Source organism: Lactococcus sp. LG1267 (assembly GCF_017309545.1).
In the GTDB taxonomy this organism is placed as follows: domain Bacteria; phylum Bacillota; class Bacilli; order Lactobacillales; family Streptococcaceae; genus Lactococcus; species Lactococcus petauri.
The window spans coordinates 1,102,765-1,125,592 of record NZ_CP071295.1; the positions used below are offsets into that span (position 1 = coordinate 1,102,765).

At 37.2% G+C, this 22,828-nt stretch carries 23 protein-coding genes and 1 tRNA gene; all 24 read left to right on the forward strand.

Features of this window, described 5'->3' with window-relative positions:
- Positions 1 to 4 precede the first annotated feature (4 nt).
- The 24 genes from recN to J0J33_RS05560 all read left to right on the forward strand — a co-directional run bounded on the left by recN (position 5) and on the right by J0J33_RS05560 (position 22,728).
- Positions 5 to 1,669: a DNA repair protein RecN gene (recN, locus tag J0J33_RS05450; protein ID WP_061413393.1), complete on the forward strand. Its 1,665-nt coding sequence runs from the start codon at positions 5 to 7 to the stop codon at positions 1,667 to 1,669.
- A gap of 7 nt (positions 1,670 to 1,676) precedes the next feature.
- Positions 1,677 to 2,636, forward strand: coding sequence for a DUF805 domain-containing protein (locus J0J33_RS05455; protein ID WP_206888450.1), 960 nt, complete (start codon positions 1,677 to 1,679; stop codon positions 2,634 to 2,636).
- 57 nt (positions 2,637 to 2,693) lie between these two features.
- Entirely contained in the window at positions 2,694 to 3,911 is a 1,218-nt protein-coding gene (locus J0J33_RS05460) for an aminoacyltransferase (RefSeq protein WP_206888453.1), read from the forward strand.
- Positions 3,911 to 4,957 (forward strand): peptidoglycan bridge formation glycyltransferase FemA/FemB family protein, encoded by a 1,047-nt coding sequence (locus J0J33_RS05465; protein ID WP_206888455.1) that lies wholly within the window; start codon positions 3,911 to 3,913, stop codon positions 4,955 to 4,957. Before J0J33_RS05460 ends, J0J33_RS05465 begins: the two co-directional genes overlap by 1 nt.
- Positions 4,958 to 5,056: 99 nt before the next feature.
- Positions 5,057 to 6,037 (forward strand): NAD(P)/FAD-dependent oxidoreductase, encoded by a 981-nt coding sequence (locus tag J0J33_RS05470; protein ID WP_019292008.1) that lies wholly within the window; start codon positions 5,057 to 5,059, stop codon positions 6,035 to 6,037.
- 60 nt (positions 6,038 to 6,097) lie between these two features.
- Entirely contained in the window at positions 6,098 to 6,652 is a 555-nt protein-coding gene (locus J0J33_RS05475) for a CvpA family protein (protein WP_019293745.1), read from the forward strand.
- 5 nt (positions 6,653 to 6,657) lie between these two features.
- Positions 6,658 to 8,994 carry an endonuclease MutS2 gene (locus J0J33_RS05480; RefSeq protein WP_206888461.1) on the forward strand — a complete coding sequence of 779 codons (2,337 nt, stop codon included), beginning with the start codon at positions 6,658 to 6,660 and terminating at the stop codon, positions 8,992 to 8,994.
- A gap of 86 nt (positions 8,995 to 9,080) precedes the next feature.
- Positions 9,081 to 9,395, forward strand: a complete 315-nt coding sequence (gene trxA / locus J0J33_RS05485) for a thioredoxin (RefSeq protein ID WP_019292011.1) — start codon at positions 9,081 to 9,083, stop codon at positions 9,393 to 9,395.
- A 195-nt stretch (positions 9,396 to 9,590) separates the two neighbouring features.
- On the forward strand, positions 9,591 to 9,794 hold the full coding sequence (locus J0J33_RS05490; protein WP_004258597.1) for a DUF2969 domain-containing protein: 204 nt from the start codon (positions 9,591 to 9,593) through the stop codon (positions 9,792 to 9,794).
- 89 nt (positions 9,795 to 9,883) lie between these two features.
- A tRNA-Gln gene (locus J0J33_RS05495) sits at positions 9,884 to 9,955 on the forward strand.
- A 60-nt stretch (positions 9,956 to 10,015) separates the two neighbouring features.
- Positions 10,016 to 11,185, forward strand: a complete 1,170-nt coding sequence (locus tag J0J33_RS05500; RefSeq protein WP_206888464.1) for a peptidoglycan bridge formation glycyltransferase FemA/FemB family protein — start codon at positions 10,016 to 10,018, stop codon at positions 11,183 to 11,185.
- Positions 11,186 to 11,304: 119 nt separating this feature from the next.
- Positions 11,305 to 12,246: a 16S rRNA (cytosine(1402)-N(4))-methyltransferase RsmH gene (gene rsmH / locus J0J33_RS05505; protein WP_004258590.1), complete on the forward strand. Its 942-nt coding sequence runs from the start codon at positions 11,305 to 11,307 to the stop codon at positions 12,244 to 12,246.
- A gap of 32 nt (positions 12,247 to 12,278) precedes the next feature.
- Positions 12,279 to 12,659 carry a cell division protein FtsL gene (locus tag J0J33_RS05510; protein WP_019292013.1) on the forward strand — a complete coding sequence of 127 codons (381 nt, stop codon included), beginning with the start codon at positions 12,279 to 12,281 and terminating at the stop codon, positions 12,657 to 12,659.
- Positions 12,656 to 14,950: a penicillin-binding transpeptidase domain-containing protein gene (locus tag J0J33_RS05515; RefSeq protein WP_206888467.1), complete on the forward strand. Its 2,295-nt coding sequence runs from the start codon at positions 12,656 to 12,658 to the stop codon at positions 14,948 to 14,950. The genes J0J33_RS05510 and J0J33_RS05515 overlap by 4 nt, the downstream gene beginning before the upstream one ends.
- An 87-nt stretch (positions 14,951 to 15,037) precedes the next feature.
- Positions 15,038 to 16,030, forward strand: a complete 993-nt coding sequence (gene mraY / locus J0J33_RS05520; protein ID WP_206888469.1) for a phospho-N-acetylmuramoyl-pentapeptide-transferase — start codon at positions 15,038 to 15,040, stop codon at positions 16,028 to 16,030.
- Between the two features lie 223 nt (positions 16,031 to 16,253).
- On the forward strand, positions 16,254 to 16,907 hold the full coding sequence (locus J0J33_RS05525; RefSeq protein ID WP_017369023.1) for a GTP pyrophosphokinase family protein: 654 nt from the start codon (positions 16,254 to 16,256) through the stop codon (positions 16,905 to 16,907).
- Positions 16,907 to 17,302 carry a response regulator transcription factor gene (locus tag J0J33_RS05530; RefSeq protein ID WP_019292017.1) on the forward strand — a complete coding sequence of 132 codons (396 nt, stop codon included), beginning with the start codon at positions 16,907 to 16,909 and terminating at the stop codon, positions 17,300 to 17,302. Before J0J33_RS05525 ends, J0J33_RS05530 begins: the two co-directional genes overlap by 1 nt.
- Positions 17,303 to 17,311: 9 nt before the next feature.
- The gene (locus J0J33_RS05535) at positions 17,312 to 18,697 is read left to right on the forward strand and encodes a cell wall metabolism sensor histidine kinase WalK (RefSeq protein WP_206889156.1); all 1,386 of its coding nucleotides are present in this window, start codon (positions 17,312 to 17,314) and stop codon (positions 18,695 to 18,697) included.
- 93 nt (positions 18,698 to 18,790) lie between these two features.
- On the forward strand, positions 18,791 to 19,141 hold the full coding sequence (rplS, locus tag J0J33_RS05540; RefSeq protein ID WP_004258564.1) for a 50S ribosomal protein L19: 351 nt from the start codon (positions 18,791 to 18,793) through the stop codon (positions 19,139 to 19,141).
- 192 nt (positions 19,142 to 19,333) lie between these two features.
- On the forward strand, positions 19,334 to 19,459 hold the full coding sequence (locus J0J33_RS10875) for a hypothetical protein (RefSeq protein WP_016170978.1): 126 nt from the start codon (positions 19,334 to 19,336) through the stop codon (positions 19,457 to 19,459).
- Positions 19,460 to 19,603: 144 nt separating this feature from the next.
- On the forward strand, positions 19,604 to 19,840 hold the full coding sequence (locus tag J0J33_RS05545) for a hypothetical protein (RefSeq protein WP_019292019.1): 237 nt from the start codon (positions 19,604 to 19,606) through the stop codon (positions 19,838 to 19,840).
- 214 nt (positions 19,841 to 20,054) lie between these two features.
- Positions 20,055 to 20,627, forward strand: coding sequence for a hypothetical protein (locus tag J0J33_RS05550; RefSeq protein ID WP_064305296.1), 573 nt, complete (start codon positions 20,055 to 20,057; stop codon positions 20,625 to 20,627).
- Positions 20,628 to 20,891: 264 nt separating this feature from the next.
- Entirely contained in the window at positions 20,892 to 21,845 is a 954-nt protein-coding gene (locus tag J0J33_RS05555) for an alpha/beta hydrolase (RefSeq protein WP_206888471.1), read from the forward strand.
- 154 nt (positions 21,846 to 21,999) lie between these two features.
- Positions 22,000 to 22,728 carry a MurR/RpiR family transcriptional regulator gene (locus J0J33_RS05560; protein WP_019293737.1) on the forward strand — a complete coding sequence of 243 codons (729 nt, stop codon included), beginning with the start codon at positions 22,000 to 22,002 and terminating at the stop codon, positions 22,726 to 22,728.
- Positions 22,729 to 22,828: the final 100 nt, after the last annotated feature.

Here is a 22,828-nt window from a genome sequence, read left to right on the forward strand (position 1 = left end):
AAGTATGCTACAAGAAATTTCTATCAAGAACTTTGCGATTATCGAAGAGATTCATCTTTCTTTTGAAAGTGGGATGACCATTTTGACTGGGGAGACAGGGGCTGGTAAGTCAATCATTATTGATGCTATGGGACTTTTACTCGGTGGACGGAGTTCCAGTGATTTTGTCCGTACAGGTAAGGATAAGGCCGAAATTGAAGGTCTATTTTTTGCAGGGAAAAATGCAGAGCTGGATCAAAAGTTAGAAAACTTGGGCCTTGAAAGAAGTACTGAACTCATTTTACGACGTGACATTTTTGCTAATGGGCGCTCTGTTTGTCGGGTGAATGGGCAAATGGTAAATCTGACTACCTTACGTGAAATCGGCGAGCTTTTAGTTGATATTCACGGGCAACATGACAATCAAGAATTGATGAATGCTAAACATCATCTTCGACTTCTTGATGAGTTTGGTGATGAAAATTTTGAACAAATTAAGGCAGAATACCAAGTTAAGTTTGAGCATTATAAAAAAATTCGTCAAGCACTTGAAACACGTCAAAAGAACGAACAAGAATTTGCCCAACGTATCGAAATCTTGCAGTTTCAAGTTGAAGAAATTGAAGCAGCCGAGATTGATCTAAAAGAAGATGAGCAATTGCAGATTCGCCGTGATAAGCTGAACAACGCTAAAAATATAGCAGATGCTTTAAATACAGCCTATTTGGCTTTAGACGATGAAGAGGGTGATTTTTCAAGTCTGAGCGGAATACGTACAGCCATGGCAGAACTCGAAAATGTTGCAGAATTTGATCAAGATTACCAAGATTTGTCTGATAAAACGATGGATGCTTATTACTTGCTTGAGGAAGTTTCAACCAAGTTATCAACAGCAATTGAAGGTATAGAGTTTAATCCCACAGAACTTTTACAAATCGAAGAGAGAATTCTCACCTTGAATACCTTACGTAAAAAATATGGTCCAGAACTTTCTGACGTATTGAAAACCTTGGAAAAAATCCAACTTGAACTCTCAGATTTGATGGGTGGAACTGAAAATAGTGAGAGCCTTGAAGAAGCACTGAAAGAAGCGCAAGCAGAATTACTAATTGCAAGTGAACATCTTAACACAGCACGTCATGCAATCGCGAAAGAATTAGAGACAGATATTAAAAAGGAACTTGCTGATTTGTATATGGAAAAAGCTGATTTTTCTGTACAGTTTGAGAGTGGGAAATTCTCAAGCAAGGGTAATGAACAAGTAGAGTTTTATATTCAAACTAATCCAGGTGAGGGGTTCAAACCCTTGGCCAAAACGGCTTCAGGAGGCGAACTTTCACGCTTGATGCTTGCTATTAAATCAAGTTTTTCAAGACGTGAAAATAAAACATCGATTGTGTTCGATGAGGTTGATACAGGTGTATCTGGACGAGTAGCCCAAGCTATTGCTCAAAAAATTTATAAAATCGCTCAAGCAGGTCAAGTTTTAGCTATCTCACATTTACCACAGGTGGTGGCTATTGCGGATACACAATTTTATATTGAAAAGGCGTCGACAGATGATGTCACTACTTCAACAGTAAGAAAATTGAAACTGGAAGAGCGAGTTGAAGAAGTAGCAAAAATGTTAGCTGGAGATGACATAACAGTAGAAGCTCTCGCGCAAGCAAAACGATTATTAATGAAATGAGGAGATTATGTTTAATTTGAAAGAGTTCAAACAATCCTATCAAAAATTTTGGTTAGGCTATATTTCTTTTAAAGAAAGAACCAGTCGAAAAGACTATTGGCTCGCAATGTTAGGCCATATTTTAGTGACAGTTGTCCTACTTGCCTTTGCCACTTTGTTCCATCTTTTATCAAGTGATGTTTTACCAGATTTGTGGTCTGTATTTTCATATTTTTTCATTGCTTTATGGATATGTTATGGTCTAGTGGCTTTCTGCCCTTTCTTGGCTATAGCCGTACGTCGCTTACGCGATGTTAGTCTTCCTTGGGAATTGATTTTTGTAATTCTAGCTCCTTTTGGTGGTTTCTTCGGTATTCTTATTTTGAATGCTCTGCCTGGTGCTCAAGCTGCAGCGGACTTACCAGAATTTTCAGCACCAACTTATGGGCCAGCACGGATAGAAGAAAATGGTAAAGAGAACTTTTTGCAAGCGATCAAAAACTATTTTCTCGGTTATGTTTCCTTCAGAGGAAGAACAAGTCGCCTAAGTTTTTGGTTTGTTCAACTGATATTTGCTCTGGTATTTGCAGTGCTAGGAGTAATGTTTGTGGGGATTCATTTCTTTGAAAACATCCTCTTCGGAGGTGCATTTATTGCGACCTGGATGATGCTTGCCTTACTCTTTCTTATCGCAGTCGGCTTCTTGTTACCCACACTTGCATTATTTACACGTCGCTTACGCGATGCTGGCTTATCCAATTATGGGATTGGATTAATCTTTTTTGTAGCTTTGTCTTTGTTCTTATTGAGCAATATAAGCCACGCTGTAGATGCTGTTAGCTTTGGAATTCATGATTTTTCATTGCTCAATTATCTTCTCTTCCTTGCTGACTTTGTCTTCATTATTACTCTCCTCTTTGTTTTACTTCAAGACAAAGATCAACTTTTACAAAAGGAAAAAACACTTCTATTTAGAAGGAAAGGCTGAAATATTCAGTCTTTTTTGCTATAATAAATAAAATCACTAAAGAAATAAGGATATGTTTTGAATTATAAATTAAGAGAAATTTCAGCTGAAGAATTCGCTCAATTCAATGAAAATGTAAGCCAAGGGAGTTTTTTACAGACTCCTGAAATGGCAGAGCTGATGATGGCAAACGGCTGGGAAGTAACTTTGTTGGCTGTCCAATCAGATAAAATTGAAATGGCTGCTCTTTTGGGCGCAAAAAATATGACTGGAGGAAAACACTACGAAATCCAGTATGGCCCAATTTACCAAGAGTACCAAGAAGACGTAGAAAAGTTTTTCTACAAAGAATTACGTCAGTTTGTTAAAGACCATGGTGGCATGGAACTTTTAGTTATTCCTAATACAAATTATCAAGAGTTTGATAGTACAGGTAATGCGTTGACTGCCGAAAACAAGCAGTTTATTCAATCAATGCAGGAGTTAAATTACGAACATACGGGCTTAGAAGTTGGTTACAACAAACGTGGCGAGTCTACATGGCACTATGTGAAAGATCTTTCTGATATCGCAGATGATAAAAAACTTTTAAAATCTTATACGAAAGATGGACAATACTCTGTTAAGAAAACCCAACAGTTTGGGATTCGAGTGCGTCCTTTAGCTTATGAAGAACTTGATAAGTTCAAAAAGATTACTTCAGAAACGTCGGAACGCCGTGGTTATGATGATCATGATTTGCCTTACTACCAAAGTCTTTATAAAACTTTTGGCGATAAGGCAGAGTTTTTAGTGGCTGAGATTAATTTCGCAGACTATGAAGCGGCAATTTTAGCTCAAATGGATAAACTTACTGGACAGATTGAAAAAACGAAAAAAGAAGGTAAACGCAAAGAGTTAGAAAGCCAGCTAGAAACTCAAAAAGTTCGTTTAGCAGAAGCGCGTGAATTTATTGTTCAACATGGGCGCGAGGATATTATCTTAGCGGGATCACTCTTTATCTATGGTGCAAGTGAAACTATCTATCTGTTTAGTGGATCATATGAAGCTTTTAAAAAGCTATATGCGCCGTTTGCTATTCAGCATTACGTAATGAAGAAAACCCTTGATAAAGGCGTGAAAAGTTATAATTTCTTTGGAGTAGCTGGAACTTTTGACGGTACAGATGGCGTTCTGCACTTCAAACAGAACTTTGCAGGGTATGTTGTACGTAAAGTTGGTTATTTCAATTATTATCCAAAACCAGTTAAACACAAAGTTTTAAGTATGGTTAAGATACTTTTAGGTAGAAAATAATGGAATTCTTAGAAATCTCACAAGAACAATTTACAGCTTTTGCAGCTGAAAAAACGGAGTCATTTTTACAAACCCCACAAATGGCAGAAATGTTAGAAAAACGTGGTTATAAACCGATTTTCCTTGCTGTAAAAGTCAATGATCAGATTAAAATGGCAGCACTTATGACTTCTGTTTCTGTTTCAGGCGGTGCAAAGTTGGAAATTAACTTTGGCCCTATTGGCAATTTTGATCAGATGGTCTATAACTGTTTTATTCAAGAATTAAAAAAATATGCGAAAAATCAGCAAGCTCTAGAAGTGAAGATACGTCCAGCTGTCGACTATATGGTTTATGACAGCAAAGGTCAAGAACTTCAAGAAGCTAATGAGTCTTTCATTTCAGAAATGAAAAAGCTTGGCTTAACTTACAATGGGCGACATGTGGGTTATGAAGAGCAGGATGCCGTTGCCGAATGGCAATACATCAAAGATCTTTCTGAAATACACAGTGAAGAAGAACTTCTCAAGAGTTACAACACTAACGCAAAACGTAACGTTAAAAAAGCGATAAAAAATGAAGTAACAGTTAAAATAGCTACTTATGAAGAACTCTTTGAAGTGGAACGTTTGATTGGTAACACAGGTGAAAAGCGTCATTTTGCAACCAAAGATTTGGCCTATTATCAAGAACTTTATAAGGCTTTTGGCAATAAAATCGAATTTTTGATTACTTATAAAGATGGAGTCGCAATTGCAGCTGGTGTCTTTATTGAAGTCAATCAAGAATTTCTTTACCTTTATGGTGGATCTGACGGCGCTTATGGCAAGTTAGGTGGCCCTTTCCTTATGCAGCATACAGCCATGCTTCATGCAATTGAGCGTCAGATGAAAACCTATAATTTTTATGGTATCTCAGGAAACTTTGATGGCAGTGATGGTGTTTTGAAATTTAAGCAAAATTTTGGGGGCTATATCACACAAAAAGTAGGAGAATTCTCCTACTATCCAAACCCTGTAAAATATAAACTTATTCAAGGAATGAAAAAAATATTAGGGCGTGTTTAACTTAAAAAGCTGACGAAATCGTTTCGTCGGTTTTTTGTGTTAAAGATGGATGGAATTTAAAATGTAAAAAACTTTTGACAAATTTGCTATAATGAAGGCATGGAAACTTTATACGATTTAACAATTATCGGTGCTGGTCCTGTTGGACTTTATGCCGGGTTTTATGCTGGGATGCGGGGGATGACGGTCAAGATAATCGAAGCTCTAGAAGAAGCTGGCGGTCAACCTCAAACACTTTATCCAGATAAAATGATATATGATATAGCAGGTTTGCCTGAGATTTCAGGAGCAGATCTAACGGCCAACCTTTTGGCACAACTTGCTCGCGTGCCACATGAACTATATTTAGATGAAAAAGTTGAAAATATTAGCCAAGAAGAGGAAAATAAGCATTTTGTACTGCAAACAAGTAAAAGTACACATCATTCGAAAGCAGTATTGTTAACAACAGGATCTGGCTTGCTCAGTCCGCGTAAGCTTAATCTCGAGCAAGAAGAAGAACTTCATGCATTAGGGAAATTGAATTACTTTATTCAAAACTTAGAAGAATATCGTGAAAAAGAAGTTGCGGTTCTTGGTGGGGGCGACAGTGCACTGGATTGGGCACTGATGTTGGAAAAAGTTGCCAGCAAAGTTCACCTTATTCATCGTCGACCTTCTTTCCGAGCCCATGCTTTAACAGTGGCAGAGCTGGAACAATCAACCGTTGAAATACATACCCCTTATCTTCCGCAGGAACTATCACCTGAAGGTCTTAAGTTGCAACGTGTAAAATCCGATGAGCTCAATCATTTAGCAGTAGATAAAATACTCGTAAACTATGGAATGATGACAAACCATGTTGATTTAAATGAAGAACTCGAACTAAGCCGTAGAGGAAGAATAACGGCTAACCGCCAACAAGAGACAAATCTCGCAGGTCTTTATGTAGCGGGAGATGCCAGTGATTACGATGGGAAAGCTCCCTTAATGTCAGTTGGTTTTGGAGAAGCTGTACTGGCAATCAATGATATGACTCAAAAGCTTGAATTTAGCCATAGCTTACAAAAAGGACATTCTTCAAGCCTGTTTGGTAAATGAGGAGAAAATAAGGTATAATGGGTAGTAAACGAATGATTTACAGAAATTTAGGAAAACATTATGCTTATTAACTTACTTATCTTAATATTACTTATATGGGCCTTTCTGGTTGGCTATTCAAGAGGTCTAGTCTTACAGGCTTTATATAGCTTGGGGATCATTATATCTGCAATTATTGCCTTCTTAAATTATAAGGAACTTGCTTCAAAATTAACGATGTGGGTACCTTTCTCCAGTGCAACAGCAGATTCACGATTACTGTTTTTTGATAATAACTTGCTTTTCCAAATCGATGATGCCTTCTATGCTGGTCTTGCTTTTATGATTATTTTCGTTATTTCTTATGCGGTGATACGTCTACTCGGACTTTTTGTCCACATTACACGTTTGCAACCCTTCGGAAAAACTGGAAAAATTATCGCAGGTGTTCTTGCGCTCGGAGCAACTTATTTCGGCCTACAAATGGCTGTTACTTTACTTGCGCTTGTACCCATGCCCACTGTTCAAAACCATTTGAATGCTTCCGCTTTGGTTCGCTTGATGGTTAGCCACACTCCGATTTCTTCGGGGATGCTGAAAAATATATTTATTGAAAATATAATAGGTAATATTTAGAATTTATGAATAAAAAAATTATCCAAATTTTAGAATTTGACAAGGTCAAAGAGCAATTCTTGGCCTTTTTAACAACCGCTCAAGGCAAAAAAGAGTTGGAAGAATTAGAACCCCTCTCTGATGCCACTAAAATCCAAAACTTATTTGATGAATTGGCAGAATTTGAAAAGTTAGCTCAAGAAAATGGGCAGCTTCATCTTTCAAAAACGGCCGATATCAGTGAAATTTTGCGCCGCTTAGAATTAGATGCTCAATTGAGTGGGCGAGAATTTGTCGAAATAAAAAAAGTTGTCCAACAAGGCCTTAATATTTTGCGTTATTTTGACGAAGCAGAGAATGTTGAAATACCAACACTTGAGGAACTTATCCAAAAATTTTCTGATCTTTCTCCTGTGCATAAAACACTTGAAATTTTTGATAACTCTGGGGCACTTTACGACAATGCATCTGCTGAACTGATGCACATTCGTTCAGCCATTAAGCGCTATCAGTCAGACATTAAAAAAGTGATGCAGGAACTTTTGTCTAAAAATGCAGGTTCTCTCACTGAAAATTTAATCACGGTTCGTAATGATCGCCAAGTGTTGCCTGTACGGGCAGACAGTAAAAATAAAATAGCAGGTGTAGTGCATGATATGTCTGCCTCAGGACAAACACTCTATATTGAACCCAATGCTGCCGTTTCGCTTAACAATAATTTAAACCAAAAGAAAATCGAAGAAAAAAATGAAATGCTTCGAATTTTTCGAGCAGTCAGTGAAGAACTTAAACCCTACAGCTTGGATATTCGGCAAAATGCATGGTTACAAGGTCATCTCGACTTGATTAAAGCCAAGTACAACTACTTATTGAAGCATAAGGCTAGTATTCCTGAATTAACCCAAAACAAAGACATCTGTTTTTATGAGGCACGTCATCCTTTGATTGATCCAAATGTAGTTGTGGCCAATGACATCAAATTTGACAGTAGTTTAAACACAATTGTAATTACGGGACCAAATACTGGGGGTAAAACAATTACCCTAAAAACTGTAGGTCTGCTTACTATTATGGCGCAATCTGGTTTGCCTATTCTTACCAGTACAGGCAGTCGTGCACATGTCTTCCAGGATATTTTTGCGGATATCGGGGATGAACAGTCAATTGAGCAAAGTCTCTCGACTTTCTCTAGTCACATGACTAATATTGTCGCTATTCTAGACAAGGCAGATCATAACGCATTGGTGCTCTTTGACGAACTTGGTGCAGGGACGGATCCCAAAGAAGGTGCCGCTTTGGCCATTGCAATTTTAGAATATTTACGTGGTAAACATGTGAAGACAATGGCGAGTACGCACTATCCAGAACTTAAAGCATATGGTGTTGAAACACCTGAAGTTCTTAATGCGAGCATGGAGTTTGATATCGATAAAATGCGCCCTGTTTTTCGTCTGCAGCTGGGTGTACCAGGTCGCTCAAATGCTTTAGAAATTTCACGACGTTTAGGTTTGTCAGACCAAATCATTCAGGAGGCTAGTAACTTGGTTTCTGATGAGGAACACGATGTCAATCATATGATCGCAAGCTTAGAGGAAAAAACGCGTGAAGTAACAGAAGCAGCAGCCAATATTAAGAAGTTAGAACGAGAAAATATAAATCTTCATAAAGATTTAACCAAGGTTTATGATCAGATTAATCGAGAGCGTGAGCATGAGCTAGAGAAGGCAAAACAAGAAGCCCAAGAAGTTGTGAAAAAGGCCAGTCAAGAAGCTCAAGAAATTCTCAAAACATTGAATGATAAAGCGCAGCTCAAACCTCACGAAATCATTGCAGCCCGTAGCGAGCTTGAAAACCTAGTTCCATCTGTTGATTACAGTAAAAACAAAGTTTTGAAGAAAGCTAAGGCACAACGTGGGTTGAAGCAAGGAGCTGAAGTGGTGGTTACAGCATATGGGCAACGTGGAAAACTTATTCGTCTTGAAAAAGATGGACGTTGGCAGGTGCAAATGGGATCAATAATGACCAAACTGCAAGAAGATGAATTTGAGTTAACAGAGGAAGAGCTTGCTAAGAACCAACCAGCAAAAACGAAAGCCATAACCCGTAAAGTTAGTAACAAAGTGAAAGCACAGCTTGATTTACGTGGTATGAGATATGAGGAAGCAGAGCTAGAATTGGATAATTATATTGATCAGGCCTTGCTTGCTAACTTATTACAAATTACCATTGTTCATGGTATCGGAACTGGTGTGATTCGTGAAATGGTACAAAAGAAGCTGCAAAAACACCGGCATATTAAGAGTTATGAGTATGCTCCTGTGAACGCTGGCGGAAGTGGCGCAACAATTGCAACCTTGAAATGACTCAAAATATAAAAACAATCATAATATTTGTAAAGTAGATAAAAATTCGCTAGAATGTACTCATAATAAAGAACGAGGAACGAAAAATGGAATATAACATTACTGATGCTACATTTAAAGAAGAAATTAAAGAAGGACTTGTACTAGTAGATTTTTGGGCAACTTGGTGTGGCCCATGTCGTATGCAAGCTCCAATTCTTGAACAATTAGGAGAAGAACTTGACGAGTCTGAACTTAAAATTTGTAAGTTAGACGTTGATGAAAATCCTGAAACACCTCAAGCTTTTGGTGTTATGAGCATTCCAACTTTGATCTTCTTTAAAGACGGTCAAATGGTGAAACAAGTTGTCGGTGTTCAAACAAAAGCTCAATTGAAGGCAGTTGTAGCAGAACTTTCATAAGAAAATAAAAAGAATGCCTCTTGGGGTATTCCTTTTTTTATTTCAAATTATTGGATATGTTTGACAATAAGGTACAGTGCAATTAAAATGGAAGACTCACACGAACAAAAACAGCGTGACAAAAACTCGGCAAAATGGTATCATTGAAAAGTTGAGATGGAAATCTCTAGATATGAAGGATAAAGGAGACTGATGATGTCGAAGAAAAAAGATACAGAAATTGAAGTTATTGACACAAAAACAGGTGTTCAAGTCAAATCAGGTAAAAAAATCATCGCTGATATTAATGAAGAAAATGGTAGTTTTGTTGTTGTGGCTTCTGGTAAAGAACTGGCGGTTACCCGAAATTTTGCAGATGCCATGGAAGAAGCAATCAAAGCCTATAATTTAGGCGCCTAATTTTATTTTATATCTCAGAGGTTAGAGTTAATCCTTGAAATCCTCTCATGATTTTGATAAAATATTTACTGTTGTCGAAAGATAGACAGTGGGGTATAGCCAAGCGGTAAGGCAAGGGACTTTGACTCCCTCATGCGTTGGTTCGAATCCAGCTACCCCAGTTGGTCAAACAGGTTCAAACTGAGCCTGTTTTTTTTAATAATTTTTGATAGAATAGAGATATGTACACAGTAAAAATTGGACTCGATCCTCAACTACATGACAAGTTTGTTGCTGCCTCTGGTATGCCAAACCTTTTACAAACCTCAAAATGGGCGACCATCAAAAGCAGTTGGAAATCGGAAATCATTGGATTTTATCAAGATGATAAGCTGGTTGCAAGTAGCTTGGTCTTGATTCGCCCTCTTCCATTGGGATTCACAATGCTTTATATCCCACGCGGAATTTTGATGGATTATACTGATAAAGCTTTATTAAAGTTTGTTCTGTTAGAATTGAAAAAATTTGGTAAAAGTCAAAAAGCACTTTTTATCAAGTTTGATCCGGCTTACAAATTTGACGATGCATATGATCTTCTGACGAATTTAACAAGTGCAGGTGTTGAGTATACTGGACGTACTACAGAAATGCATGATACGATTCAGCCTCGCTACAATGCTGTCATTTATAAAGAAGATTTTTCAGAAGAAAATTTAGATAAAAAAACACGTCAATTTATTCGTAAAGCACGCAATTCTTATCCAGAAGTTACTTTTGGTGGAAAGGAGTTAGTTCCTGTTTTTGCTGAATTGATGAAGAAGACAGAAGCACGTAAAAACGTAAGTCTTCGTAATGCTGATTATTATACAAAACTTTTAGACACCTATGGCTCGCATGCTTTTATTACTTTAGTAAAATTTAATATGGCTAAGGTAAAAAAAGATATGGAAGCAAATGTTGAAAAGATTAAAGATAATCAAGCAAAAGCCAAAAATGAAAAACGCTTAAAAACTTTAACTGAAGAACTTGCTATTGCTGAGAAAAACGTTGCGGACATTACGCAGTTTATCGCAGAAAAAGGAGAGATTATTCCGGTAGCAGGAACTTTATCTATCAATGCTTTTGGCGCTGCTGAAACCCTTTATGCTGGGACAGATACAGCATTCCAAAAATATTATCCTTCTTATCTAGTATGGTTTGAAACAATTCAACATGCATTTGAAAATGGAGCAAATACTTTGAATATGGGTGGCCTTGAAAATTCCCTTTCCGAAAAAGATGGATTATTGAAGTTTAAAAAGCACTTCAATCCACGTATTGAGGAATATGTAGGCGAGTTTGACCTCCCTGTAAGTAAACTTCTTTATAAAATGGCAAACGCCATGTATATGCGTCGAAAGACCAAACATTAAGAACAAGAGAAAAAAAGTTTACAATATATTGTAAACCACTATACATTTTGGAGAAAAATGTTATAATGAATATTAGCTATTAGGGAAGGATGGCGTTTTTCGCCTGTAAACTTGTAAACATGGAATTCAAGCATGATACTGTAATGCTACACGAAACTGTTGATATGCTTGAGGTGAAACCTGATGGCATCTATGTGGATGCAACTCTTGGTGGTGCAGGTCACAGTGAGTATCTTTTGAGTAAGTTGACAACAGGTCATCTCTACGCATTTGACCAAGATGATACTGCCCACGAAAATGCAAAGGTTCGTCTTAAAGCTGCTTTGGCAGAAAACAAGGTGACATTGATAAAGAGTAACTTCCGCTACTTACGTTCAAGTCTTGCAGACTTAGGAGTTACAAAAATTGATGGTATTCTTTATGATTTAGGTGTCTCAAGCCCACAGTTTGATGACAGCCAACGTGGTTTTTCTTATAAGAAGGAAGCACGATTAGATATGAGAATGGATCAATCTCAAGCACTTTCTGCATATGAAGTTGTAAATGATTATCCTTATGAGGATTTGGTACGCATTTTTTACCGCTATGGCGAAGAGAAGTTTTCAAAGCAAATTGCTCGAAAGATTGAACAAGCACGTAAGCTTCAACCTATTGAAATGACAACAGAGCTGGCGGATATCATCAAGTCAGCACTTCCTCAAAAAGAGCTCAAGAAAAAAGGACATCCTGCCAAGCGTATTTTTCAAGCAATCCGAATCGAAGTAAATGACGAACTAGGAGCAGCTGAAGAATCAATAGAAGAAGCGATTGATCTGCTTAACGTTTCTGGACGAATAAGTGTGATTACTTTCCATTCTTTAGAGGATCGTTTAACGAAAACAATTTTTAAAGAATACAGCACAGTTGACGTGCCGAAAGGACTTCCTATGATTCCGAAAGATATGGAAGCAAAACTCAAGTTAGTCAATCGTAAGCCCGTTCTTGCGAGTGAAGAAGAACTTGCTTTTAACAATAGAGCGCACAGTGCTAAGCTTCGTGTGGCTGAAAAACAAAAAGATTAAAACTGATGAAAAAGGAGAGAGGAGAGAAAAATATGGCAGCGCAACCTAAAGAATATTTTGACATTGAAACAGCGGCCAAAAAGGACAGCTATGCGATTTCAAAAGACTCATTAGCACCAGAAGTTTTGGCCAAAAAGTTCAAAAGATTTTCTGGGGTTGAAAAAGTATTTTATCTTTCTATGGTAGTCGTAGCCTTGATGCTTGCGGTTACTCAACTCTTCATTCAAACAAAAACACAAGAAATTGAAAGTAGTACCTTGCACTATAACAGTCAAATTACTGTTAAAGAGCAAAAAAATTCTGAGTATGACCAGAAAATTCAGGAGTTAACATCCCAAGACAAATTACAAAAAGTTACGGATAAGTATGGTATCTCCTACAATTCTGATAATGTATTGAAAGCGACAAAATGAAAAATATTTTTCGAATAATTACTCTCCCTTTCAGACGTATTTCGAAAAAAGCGAAAAAAAGTCATCAAAGACCTGAACAAAATCGTAAACATGTAGGTAAAAGTCTATTTGTAGTAGCTATTGCTCTGTTTGCGATTTTTATATTTCGCTTTGTCTGGATTATTACAGTGAATCAAATCGGTGGTGTAAACATCTCCGAAATGGCTAAGACGAACTATTTAAACACAACGACTGTTTATGCTAAGCGAGGCACAATTTTTGACCGAAATGGTGTGCCACTTGCAGTTGATGCGAGTGATTACACGATTTATGCTGTGCTTGATAAGACACAAGTCGACAATAACAATAATAAGCTTTATGTTGATGAGGCTGACTTTCCGAAAGTTACAGAATTTCTTAATAAAGAATTGGGAATTGACAAGGATTTGATTGAGCAACAACTCAATTCTGGAAAAGCTCAAGTCCAATTTGGTTCGGCAGGAACAAAGATTCCTCTCGCTAAAATGGAAAAGATAAAAAAAGATGCAGAGAATGCTGGATTAGTAGGTATTGGTTTCACACCTAACTTGACACGTTCTTATCCAGAACCAAATTACGCTTCACAATTTGTAGGTATAGCTTCTTTGAAAACACCTGGGGATTCTGCCTCTGGTTTGGTTGGAATCAACGGCTTAGAAGCCTCGTTTAATGATGTTCTCAGCGGTACAAATGGTGAAGAAACTTATGAGAAAGACCGTTATGGTCGCCCATTACCAGGAACAACAACAGTAAGCAAGCAGGTAAAAAATGGTCAAGATCTTTATACAACCTTAGATGCCCGTTTGCAAGGTAATCTTGAATCACTGATGGATACAGCTGTAGAAAAGTCAGGTGGTCAGCAACTTTCTGCCACACTGATGGATGCACATACAGGTGACATCTTGGCTACAACACAGCGTCCAACAATTACCGCCAATAACTTTAATGATAAAGCAGCGCGGGAACAGCCACATTTCACAGAGAACAGCATGCTTTACCAGTCACAATTTGAACCTGGTTCTGTTATGAAAACTTTCTTGATGGCTTCAGCTTTGGATAGTAATAAAGTGGATCTGAATGCCTCTTACTACCGTCGTGTCAATCTCTATGATGTCGTTATTAATGACTGGGATGCCAATGAAAGCGAAGATGGAACTTTTAAACTTCCATCAACAGTTACTTTTGCTGAAGGATTCAAGATGTCTAGTAATGCTGGAATGACACGGATTGTTCAAAATATGGGTAGCGACCTCTGGGACAGCTACTTGCGCCGCTTTAAATTCGGTGTTCCAACCCGTATTGGGATGGGTGGAGAACAGTTTGGTGCTCTTCCTGACGATAACCCAGTATCTCAAATCCAATCTTCATTTGGGCAAGGTATCAGTACAACACAAATTCAACTTCTACGTGGGTGGACAAGCTTTGCAAACAAAGGAGAAATGCTTGAACCTCATGTTGTGAATAAAATTGTAGACAAAGATAAAAATACCTATTTGGAAAGTAAGGCAGAAGTTGTTGGACGTCCGGTGTCCGAAGATGCGATAAATAAAACAAAAGATTTGATGGTAGGTGTTAATACTGACCCAACATGGGGAACTTCTTATCTGACAGTAGAATCGCAAGGGCATGAACCTGGCCCGCTCTTCATGGTTAATGGCAATACAATGGCTGTCAAAACAGGTACAGCACAGATTGCATCGGATACAGGTGGCTATATGAAGGGAATGCAAGATAATATTTATTCTGCAGTTGCCATGTATCCACCAGAGAATCCAGATTTCATTTTCTATATGAATATCAAAATTCCATCAAGCACTTGGTCATTGACTTATATCTCAGATGTTGCTAATTCTTTGATTACGCGCGCAGAGCAAATTAAAAACCAAGAAGCAGCTCCACAAGATACTTCAGGTCTGAAGGCTGGAAAAGTTACTCTCGAAGATTACACAGGGAAATCTCCAGGTAACGTTTCAGATAGTCTACGTCGTAATCTTTTAGCACCGATTGTGATTGGTCAAGGTACAAAAGTAACCAAACAATCTGTAGCTAAAGGGCAAGAAGTTGGGGCAAATACACCTGTCATGCTTCTTACTGATGGCGATCATATCATGCCAGATATGTTTAAATGGTCTAAAGAACAAGTTGAGCAACTCGCAAAATGGTACAATCTGAAAATTGAATATCAAGGTTCTGGCGACCATGTGAACACACAAAGTGTGGGAATGGGAACCAAACTTAAAGACAATCAAACAATCACAGTCACAATGAATTAGGCGAAAATTTTCGCCTCTTTCAATTTTGAGCTGAGTAAGCTCTATAAATAAAGGAAACAAAGTTTCTAAGTAACAGTCGGAGGCACTATGTTAATCACTGCAATTTTAGCAGCTCTAGTCGCGTTGGTTTTGACCGCAATTGGAATACCACGCTTTATTATGTTTTTTCATAAGAAAAAACTTGGGGGACAACCCACTCTTGAAGAAGTAAAACAACATGCAAGTAAGTCAGGCACACCGACCATGGGAGGCCTTGTATTTGTAGTTGCAGCCCTCCTAGTTTCAGCAGTATTTGCTCTGATTTTTGCACAATTTACTCCTATGTTCATCACAGCATGGTGGGTATTAGCGATGTACTCTCTGATTGGTTTCTTAGATGACTTCATGAAAATCTTTAGCCAAAAAAATCATGGCGGGCTTAAAGCCAGTCATAAACTCTTAGCCCAAATAGCCACAGGTATTGTTTCTTATCTTATCTTGATGCAGGTGGATAGTACAAATGTACTTAATATCTTGGGGTGGAAAATTGATTTAGGATGGTTCTTTGCAGTTTTCATTATCTTCTGGCTTGTAGGTTGGTCAAATGCCGTGAATCTTACAGATGGTATTGATGGCTTAGCCAGTATCACAGTGGCTATCTCTCTCAGCGCATATGCTGTAATTGCAGCTGCTCAAGGACGATATGATGTCCTACTTATCATTCTTTCTGTCATTGGTGGTTTGATTGCTTTCTTTTTCTTCAACCACAAACCAGCAAAGATCTTTATGGGAGATGTGGGAAGCCTTGGTTTAGGAGGTTTTATTGCCATCGTTTCGATTCTTTTACATGTCGAATGGACGCTCCTTTTGATTGGCTTTATCTATATCTTAGAAACCGTTTCTGTTATGATGCAGGTTTCGTACTTTAAAGTAACACATGGTAAACGTATTTTCCGTATGACGCCGATTCACCATCATTTTGAACTTGGTGGCTTCTCTGGTAAAGGAAAAGGTTGGAGTGAATGGAAGATTGATATTGTCTTTTGGTGTGTGACAGCACTTTTATCTATTTTAGCTTTAGTCATTTATTTTAATATATAAAAAAGAGGGAGGTATTTCCTCTTTTTTTGTCCTCTATTTAAGTTGAGTGCATTTTAAGATTATAATTGTATAATTTTAATTATCTTCAAAGGAGCATGGGCTCCTTTCATTTTATTTGCAACCGTAAGTGGGAAGGGAACAGAGTAGTTTCTAAAGCTGATAAATTTCGCAGCCTCTGGTATAATAGACATATGTGAAAACTCTTTCAAGAATGGAAATGAATATGAATAAAGAAATAAAAACGACCCGCTTTGAAGTTGAAGAGTTTGAGAAACTCAAGCGAAATTTGGTGAAATATGAATGTGCTTTGGCAGTCATCATGACAGAGCTTTCTAATCTTAATGCTTATTACAATGCTTATGAACCTGTTAACCCGATAGAACATATCAAGCAAAGAATTAAATCACCAGAAAGTATTGCAGGCAAGTTGAAGAAAAAAGCCTTACCTGTAACGGCAGAAGCAGCTGAAAAAAATCTTTCAGATATAGCCGGTGTAAGAATTATATGTGCTTATGCCAAAAATATTTATGAAATCGTAGAAATCATTAAAAATCAAGAAGCTTTCAATGTGATCAGTGAAAAAGATTATCTTAATCATCCAAAGCCGAGTGGTTATCGTTCTTATCATATGATACTAGAAGTTAATCTTGGCCCGCTTTTTAATAATGAAGCTCGTCGTGTCGAGATACAACTGCGCACATCGGCAATGGACTTTTGGGCGACATTGGAACATAAGGTTCGCTACAAATATGGCGGTGAAATGCCAGATCACTTAAGTAATGAATTGCAAGTATGTGCTGAGCAGATTCACGCATTAGATAATCGAATGTATTTGATTCATGAACTGGTAGACATGATTAATGAGGAGGAAATATAATGAGTAAAACAATATATATTGCGGATGACGATGATAATATTCGCTTAGCAATCAAAGCTTTTTTGGAAAAAGAAGATTTTAAAGTAGAGGACTTCTCAACTGGTGATCATCTCTTAGAGCGTTTTAATGAAGAGCCAAGTGATTTTGTTATTTTAGATGTGATGATGCCTGGCTCTAACGGATTTACAATCTTGAAAGCTTTACGTGCACAAAGTATCGTACCCATTATTATGTTGACAGCTCGAGACAGTGACTTAGACTATGCGACAGGATTGGATTTGGGCAGTGATGATTACTTCACTAAGCCTTTCAGTCCGATGGAGTTGGTGATGCGTGTTAAAGCTATTTTCCGTCGAATCGAGTTTGAAAAACAAAAAAATGAAGAAGCAGAGTAAGGAGCGATGATGATTAGGAGAAAACCTCTCAGCATCAAGACGCGCTTGCTTCTGACAAATATTGGTTTTGTCTTCTTTGCTTTTCTGTGGATTATCCTCATTTTTAATATCTTGATAAACAGCTATATTAGCAATTCGGCCTCACGGCAGTTATCTCAAGTCAGGATTTATCAAGCACAAGTTACTCCACCCTCAGGAAGTACCTCTGCGGACTTAGAAGATGCACCTCGTGGAAGCTTTAATACTCACCCCGTTGCTTTTAATATCAATGATAATTATGAAGTACAGGATTTGGAAAAAGTTGGTAACTTTGAGAGAGAGACAGCAAATAATATCGCACAAGCTTTAAAAAATCAAAAAGTTCCACTGAGTAAGGTAAAAAATTATCGTCTGGATACGTCAGGAAGTACCTTTTATATTGAAACCATTCGTCAAAGTTCTGGAGAGTATCAAGTCCTATATGTGGATATCACCGGGATTATTAATTTTACAAACTCAGTTAACCTGTTCTTGGTCTCTGTTGCCCTAGCTGTCATTGTCATCCTTAGTCTAGCCGTTACTTTTGTAACGCAGCGCTTGATTAAGCCTTTATCAATTTTAGCGAAATTTGCGACACGTATTGGCCAAGGAGATTTTACTGAATATCAAGGAACATTTCAGGACCGTGAGTTGGCTACTTTAGCACATAATATGAATGTTGCTGCTCGGCAATTGGATCATAACGATAAAAACCAAAAACTCTTCTTTCAAAATGCCTCGCATGAACTTCGGACCCCTTTAATGGCAATAAAAAGTTATGCTGAGGGGATTTCCTATGAGGTGATGGATCCCAAAAAGGCAAGTGAGACAATACTTTATGAGACCGATCGTATGAGTGAGCTAGTAGAAGATCTTCTAACTCTCTCACGCTTAGACAGCCTAAGTGTGCATCAAGAGCTTGTTTACCAAGATGTTCGTCTAATCATGAAAGATATTGCGAAAGAGCAAGAGATATTTGCTGAGCAAAAAGGCATTAAAATTACAACAGTTTTTGATAAAAAAGCGGTGATGCTTACTTGTGATTATAAAGCTTTACGACGAGCAATAAGTAATCTAGTTTCCAATGCTATGCGGTATGTCAAAACAGAAATTGTACTTACCTGTACAAAAAAAGATGGTGCAGTGGTGATTTCGGTTGCTAATGATGGGAGTGGAATTGATCCAGAGACTTTGCCACATATCTTCGAGCGTTTTTATAAAGGTGCTGGTGGCGTTCATGGAATTGGTTTAGCGATTGTCCAAACGATAGTCGAACAACACCAAGGGGAGGTATCTGTTGAAAGTGATGAACACCAAACGACTTTTACAATGACTTTTACTAAAAACCCAAAGAAAGCTCTTGAAAAGAAAGCATAAATTTGGTAGAATGTTATAAGTGCCAATTTGGCATAAATAAAACTGTTTATCCGCTGGGCCAATGGCTTTATTGATGAGCAAAAGGAGAAAAAAATGTCTATTTCATTGATCGATTCTATCAATGCAGGTCAACTTCGTTCAGATATCCCTGAATTCCGCGCTGGAGACACTGTACGTGTTCACGCTAAAGTTGTCGAAGGAACTCGCGAACGTATCCAAATGTTCGAAGGTGTTGTTATTGCACGTAAAGGTTCTGGTATCTCAGAAACTTACACTGTTCGTAAAATCTCAAACGGTGTTGGTGTAGAACGTATCTTCCCACTTCACACTCCACGTGTTGAAAAAATCGAAGTTATCCGTCACGGTCGTGTGCGTCGTGCTAAACTTTACTACTTGCGTGCATTGCAAGGTAAAGCGGCTCGTATCCCAGAACGTCGTAAATAATTTTGACTTGTCTAACCGCTCTGTTGAGCGGTTTTTCTTTTTGTTTTATTTTATTGCAAAAGTAGAAACGATAAATTTTATGCTATAATATTCATTGCCTCTAGTGGTATATGGATTTAATGTCTATGAAGTTTGAAGTTATTTAACGATATCCAGTATCAAATGATTTATAGAATGATAAAGGAGACGAATATGCGAAAAAATAAAGATAAAGAATGGTTATCAGGTCCAGGACTTGTTGTTCTGGTTATTATGTCGCCAATAGTGGTCATACTTGCTGTGCAAGCCTTAACAGCAGTTTATACAGTTTTACACTAATTTTTAATTTTCTAAATAACGGTAAAACAAGCTTGAAAATAATAGAAACGGCTGTTATAATACGCCTACAAGGATTCATAAATTTTATGTATTCTTAATCGTATAAAAAATGAAATAAAAGCGTTAACAAACTGTGGAGAAAAAATGAATTTTGAAAATATTAACTCAAGTCTACAAGAGATTTGGAACAGTGCACCAGCAAATTTTTGGTTGGCTCTCTTTGTGTTAGTCATCGCAATTCTCATTTTCTTTTTGCCCGTCAAAATTGCCAGTTCTCGGGGCTTATCTGGGGGACAAATATTCGGAGTTTTTTTGGCTACGATATTTGGTTTCTGGTTTCTAGGATTAATCCTAGCACTTGTCTTGCCTCGTTCAGTTTAATATACATCTTTAGTATGGAGCAGATGTTGGTAATAATAAAGGCATGCAAATATATTTCTAAGGGCTTAATAGCCCTTATTTTTATGGAAAAAAGAGGAGTTAAATTATTTAGAAAAATGAATTGAACAAAACAATCTCATAAATAAAGGAAGCGTTTTCTTGAATGGAACAATTGTGTATACTACAATGAAGAAAAAGAAAAGCGAGGTATATTATGAATAAGAAACTTCTCTCATTGTTAGCTGTATCAACTTTGTCATTGGGAGTTTTGACAGCTTGTGGATCTGGTGAAAAAAAATCAGAAGAAACAAAAACTGAACAATCAGCTGAAGTGTTTGCTGGGGCAACTGCAGGCACAGATAATTTTGATACCCTTTCTAAAGGACTTTCGAAGGATGGCGCTTGGATTGCGGCCATTAATAAAGACTTAGATGCATCAGACAAAACTTTGAATGTTGAAGGCGAATTTAAAAATAAAGAGGGCGAAGAAGCACGTAAATTAGCCCTTTATACGCAAGATGCAGACCGTAAGGTTACAGATCGCTATACACTTACTGTAAAAAAACTTGAAGTAAATTCTCCACAGTTCTATATTTCAAATGGTACAGTTAAGGGAGATGTTGAAGTAAATGCTGAAGGCTTCCATGGTCAAACTGGGAAAGGTGTTGATGGAGAAGCAATGATTGATGGAAATCTTATCTTTAAAAATCAAGAATTGTTGGATACTTATAACAAACTTCCTAGCGAAGAACAAGTTAAAGTAACTGGGGAAACGACTGTTAAATAAAAAGGGGGTTCCCCTTTTTATTTACCTTACGAGCAAATCGTCTGAATAAGAACGAAAGTATTTTCCGATATCAATTTCTTGTTTTCTCTAACTTTAAATTATAAAATGTTATTAAAATAATATTCAGAAAATTAACGTAGTTCAAGAACTATGAAGAATTACTTCAATATTATGAAGAAGTTTTTGATTTTACTGGATTTTGTCCTTGCAATAAAAAATTATCTTTTAAGAAAAGATAATAAAAAGTATTTTTGGAGGTATAAAATGGTAGAAAGAATTTCCTTAGAAACAGCTGCGCTAGAATTTAGTGAAGCAAATGCGCCCCATCCTCGTATTTATGAACTTCCAGTAGAAGAGGGAAGAAGCTTATTAAATGAAGTTCAGGATTCTCCAGTCGCAAAGGAAGACGTCGATATTGAAGATATCGCTGTTGATATAGGAGACTGGGGGGAAATAAATGTCAGATTTATTCGCCCCCTTAATCAAGAAAAGAAATTACCTGTAATCTTTTATATCCACGGAGCAGGCTGGGTTTTTGGCAATGCACATACACATGATAAACTAATTCGTGAGCTTGCCGTACGGACCAACTCCGTTGTGGTTTTTCCTGAATACTCCCTGTCACCCGAAGCCAAATACCCAACAGCTATTGAGCAAAACTACGCTGTCCTACAACAGCTAAAAGATTTTTCTAACGATATGAAATTTGATGTAAATCATCTCACTGTAGCTGGAGATTCTGTTGGCGGGAATATGGCCACTGTGATGACACTTTTGACTAAAAAAAGAGGCGGTCAAAAGATTGGACAACAAGTTTTGTATTATCCCGTAACAGATGCCAATTTTGATACGGATTCTTACAATGAATTTGCGGAAAACTACTTTTTGACTAAAGAAGGAATGATTTGGTTCTGGAATCAATATACGACAAACGAAGAAGAACGTAATCAAATCACAGCTTCACCGCTTCGTTCGACGAAAGAAGATTTGACAGATTTACCTGCTGCTTTGATTATTACTGGTGAAGCTGATGTTTTGCGAGATGAAGGTGAAGCTTATGCACGTAAATTGCGAGAAGCTGAAGTGGAAGTAACTCAAGTGCGTTTCCAAGCCATTATCCATGACTTTGTTATGGTGAATTCAATGAATGATACTAATGCGACACGTGCCGCGATGACACTCTCCACTGAGTGGATCAACGAAAAAAACAGTAAATAAGATAATGAGATAAAAGGAGTCTATAAGATAGGCTCTTTTTTGTGGAAAATTATGCTGCATGATTTGACATATTTAAGCGTTTTTATTTTAAAAAGAAACTATGGTAGAATAAAAGATAAGTGAAAGGCTTAAAAAGTCAAAGAAGAGGATAAATATGCTGAGTTTTCAGGAACGCGTAAAAAATAAAGAGAATAAGTTAACAGAGTTGGAAGAAGACTTGGTAGACTACATCTTGAAAAATAAAGAAGCGGTGAGTCAGACCAAGATTGTTATTTTATCACAGAAATTTTACACTGTGCCCAATACAATAACTCGTTTCTGTAAAAAATTAGGCTATGAAAATTTCTCTGAATTTAAGATTAACCTCAAACAGGAGCTTACAACTCCTGAAAGTATGAATGCACATAAGCATATTCTTTTAAAAAACTTTGATCTAATCGATAAAGAAAGAGAAATGAAGGTTGTGCAGCTAATGCAAAGAGCCAAGAGTGTAAATTTTTATGCGCTAGATCAAACAGGCCTTCTGACGAAGATGTATGTAAAAAGTCTCTTTGCTCTCGATGACAAATTTCAATTTTATGAATATCAGCAGGAAATGAAAAAGAAGATTTTAAGCTCTTCTCATGAAGTATTCTTTTTTGTTTCTTTATCTGGGGAAACACCTTCTGTTTTGGAATTAGCAGAACTGGCCAAATCCAGAAATCATAAATTGATTAGCCTTACCAATTTAACTGAAAATAGTTTGGTACAAATAGCTGATATCCCTCTTTATTGCTTAACACAAAAGGAAGAAGTAAATGGATATGACACGACCGATAAGACACCTTTACTTTTGGTTTTGCAATCACTTTACTACACTTATCGTGGAATTTTACACATTTAAAAAAATACTTTCAAATGAGAAGGTGTTTTTTTAGTAATTTTCGTGAAAGCGTTTTACATTGTGTTAATATTAACTTACAACAAAAATATAAAGGTAGGTT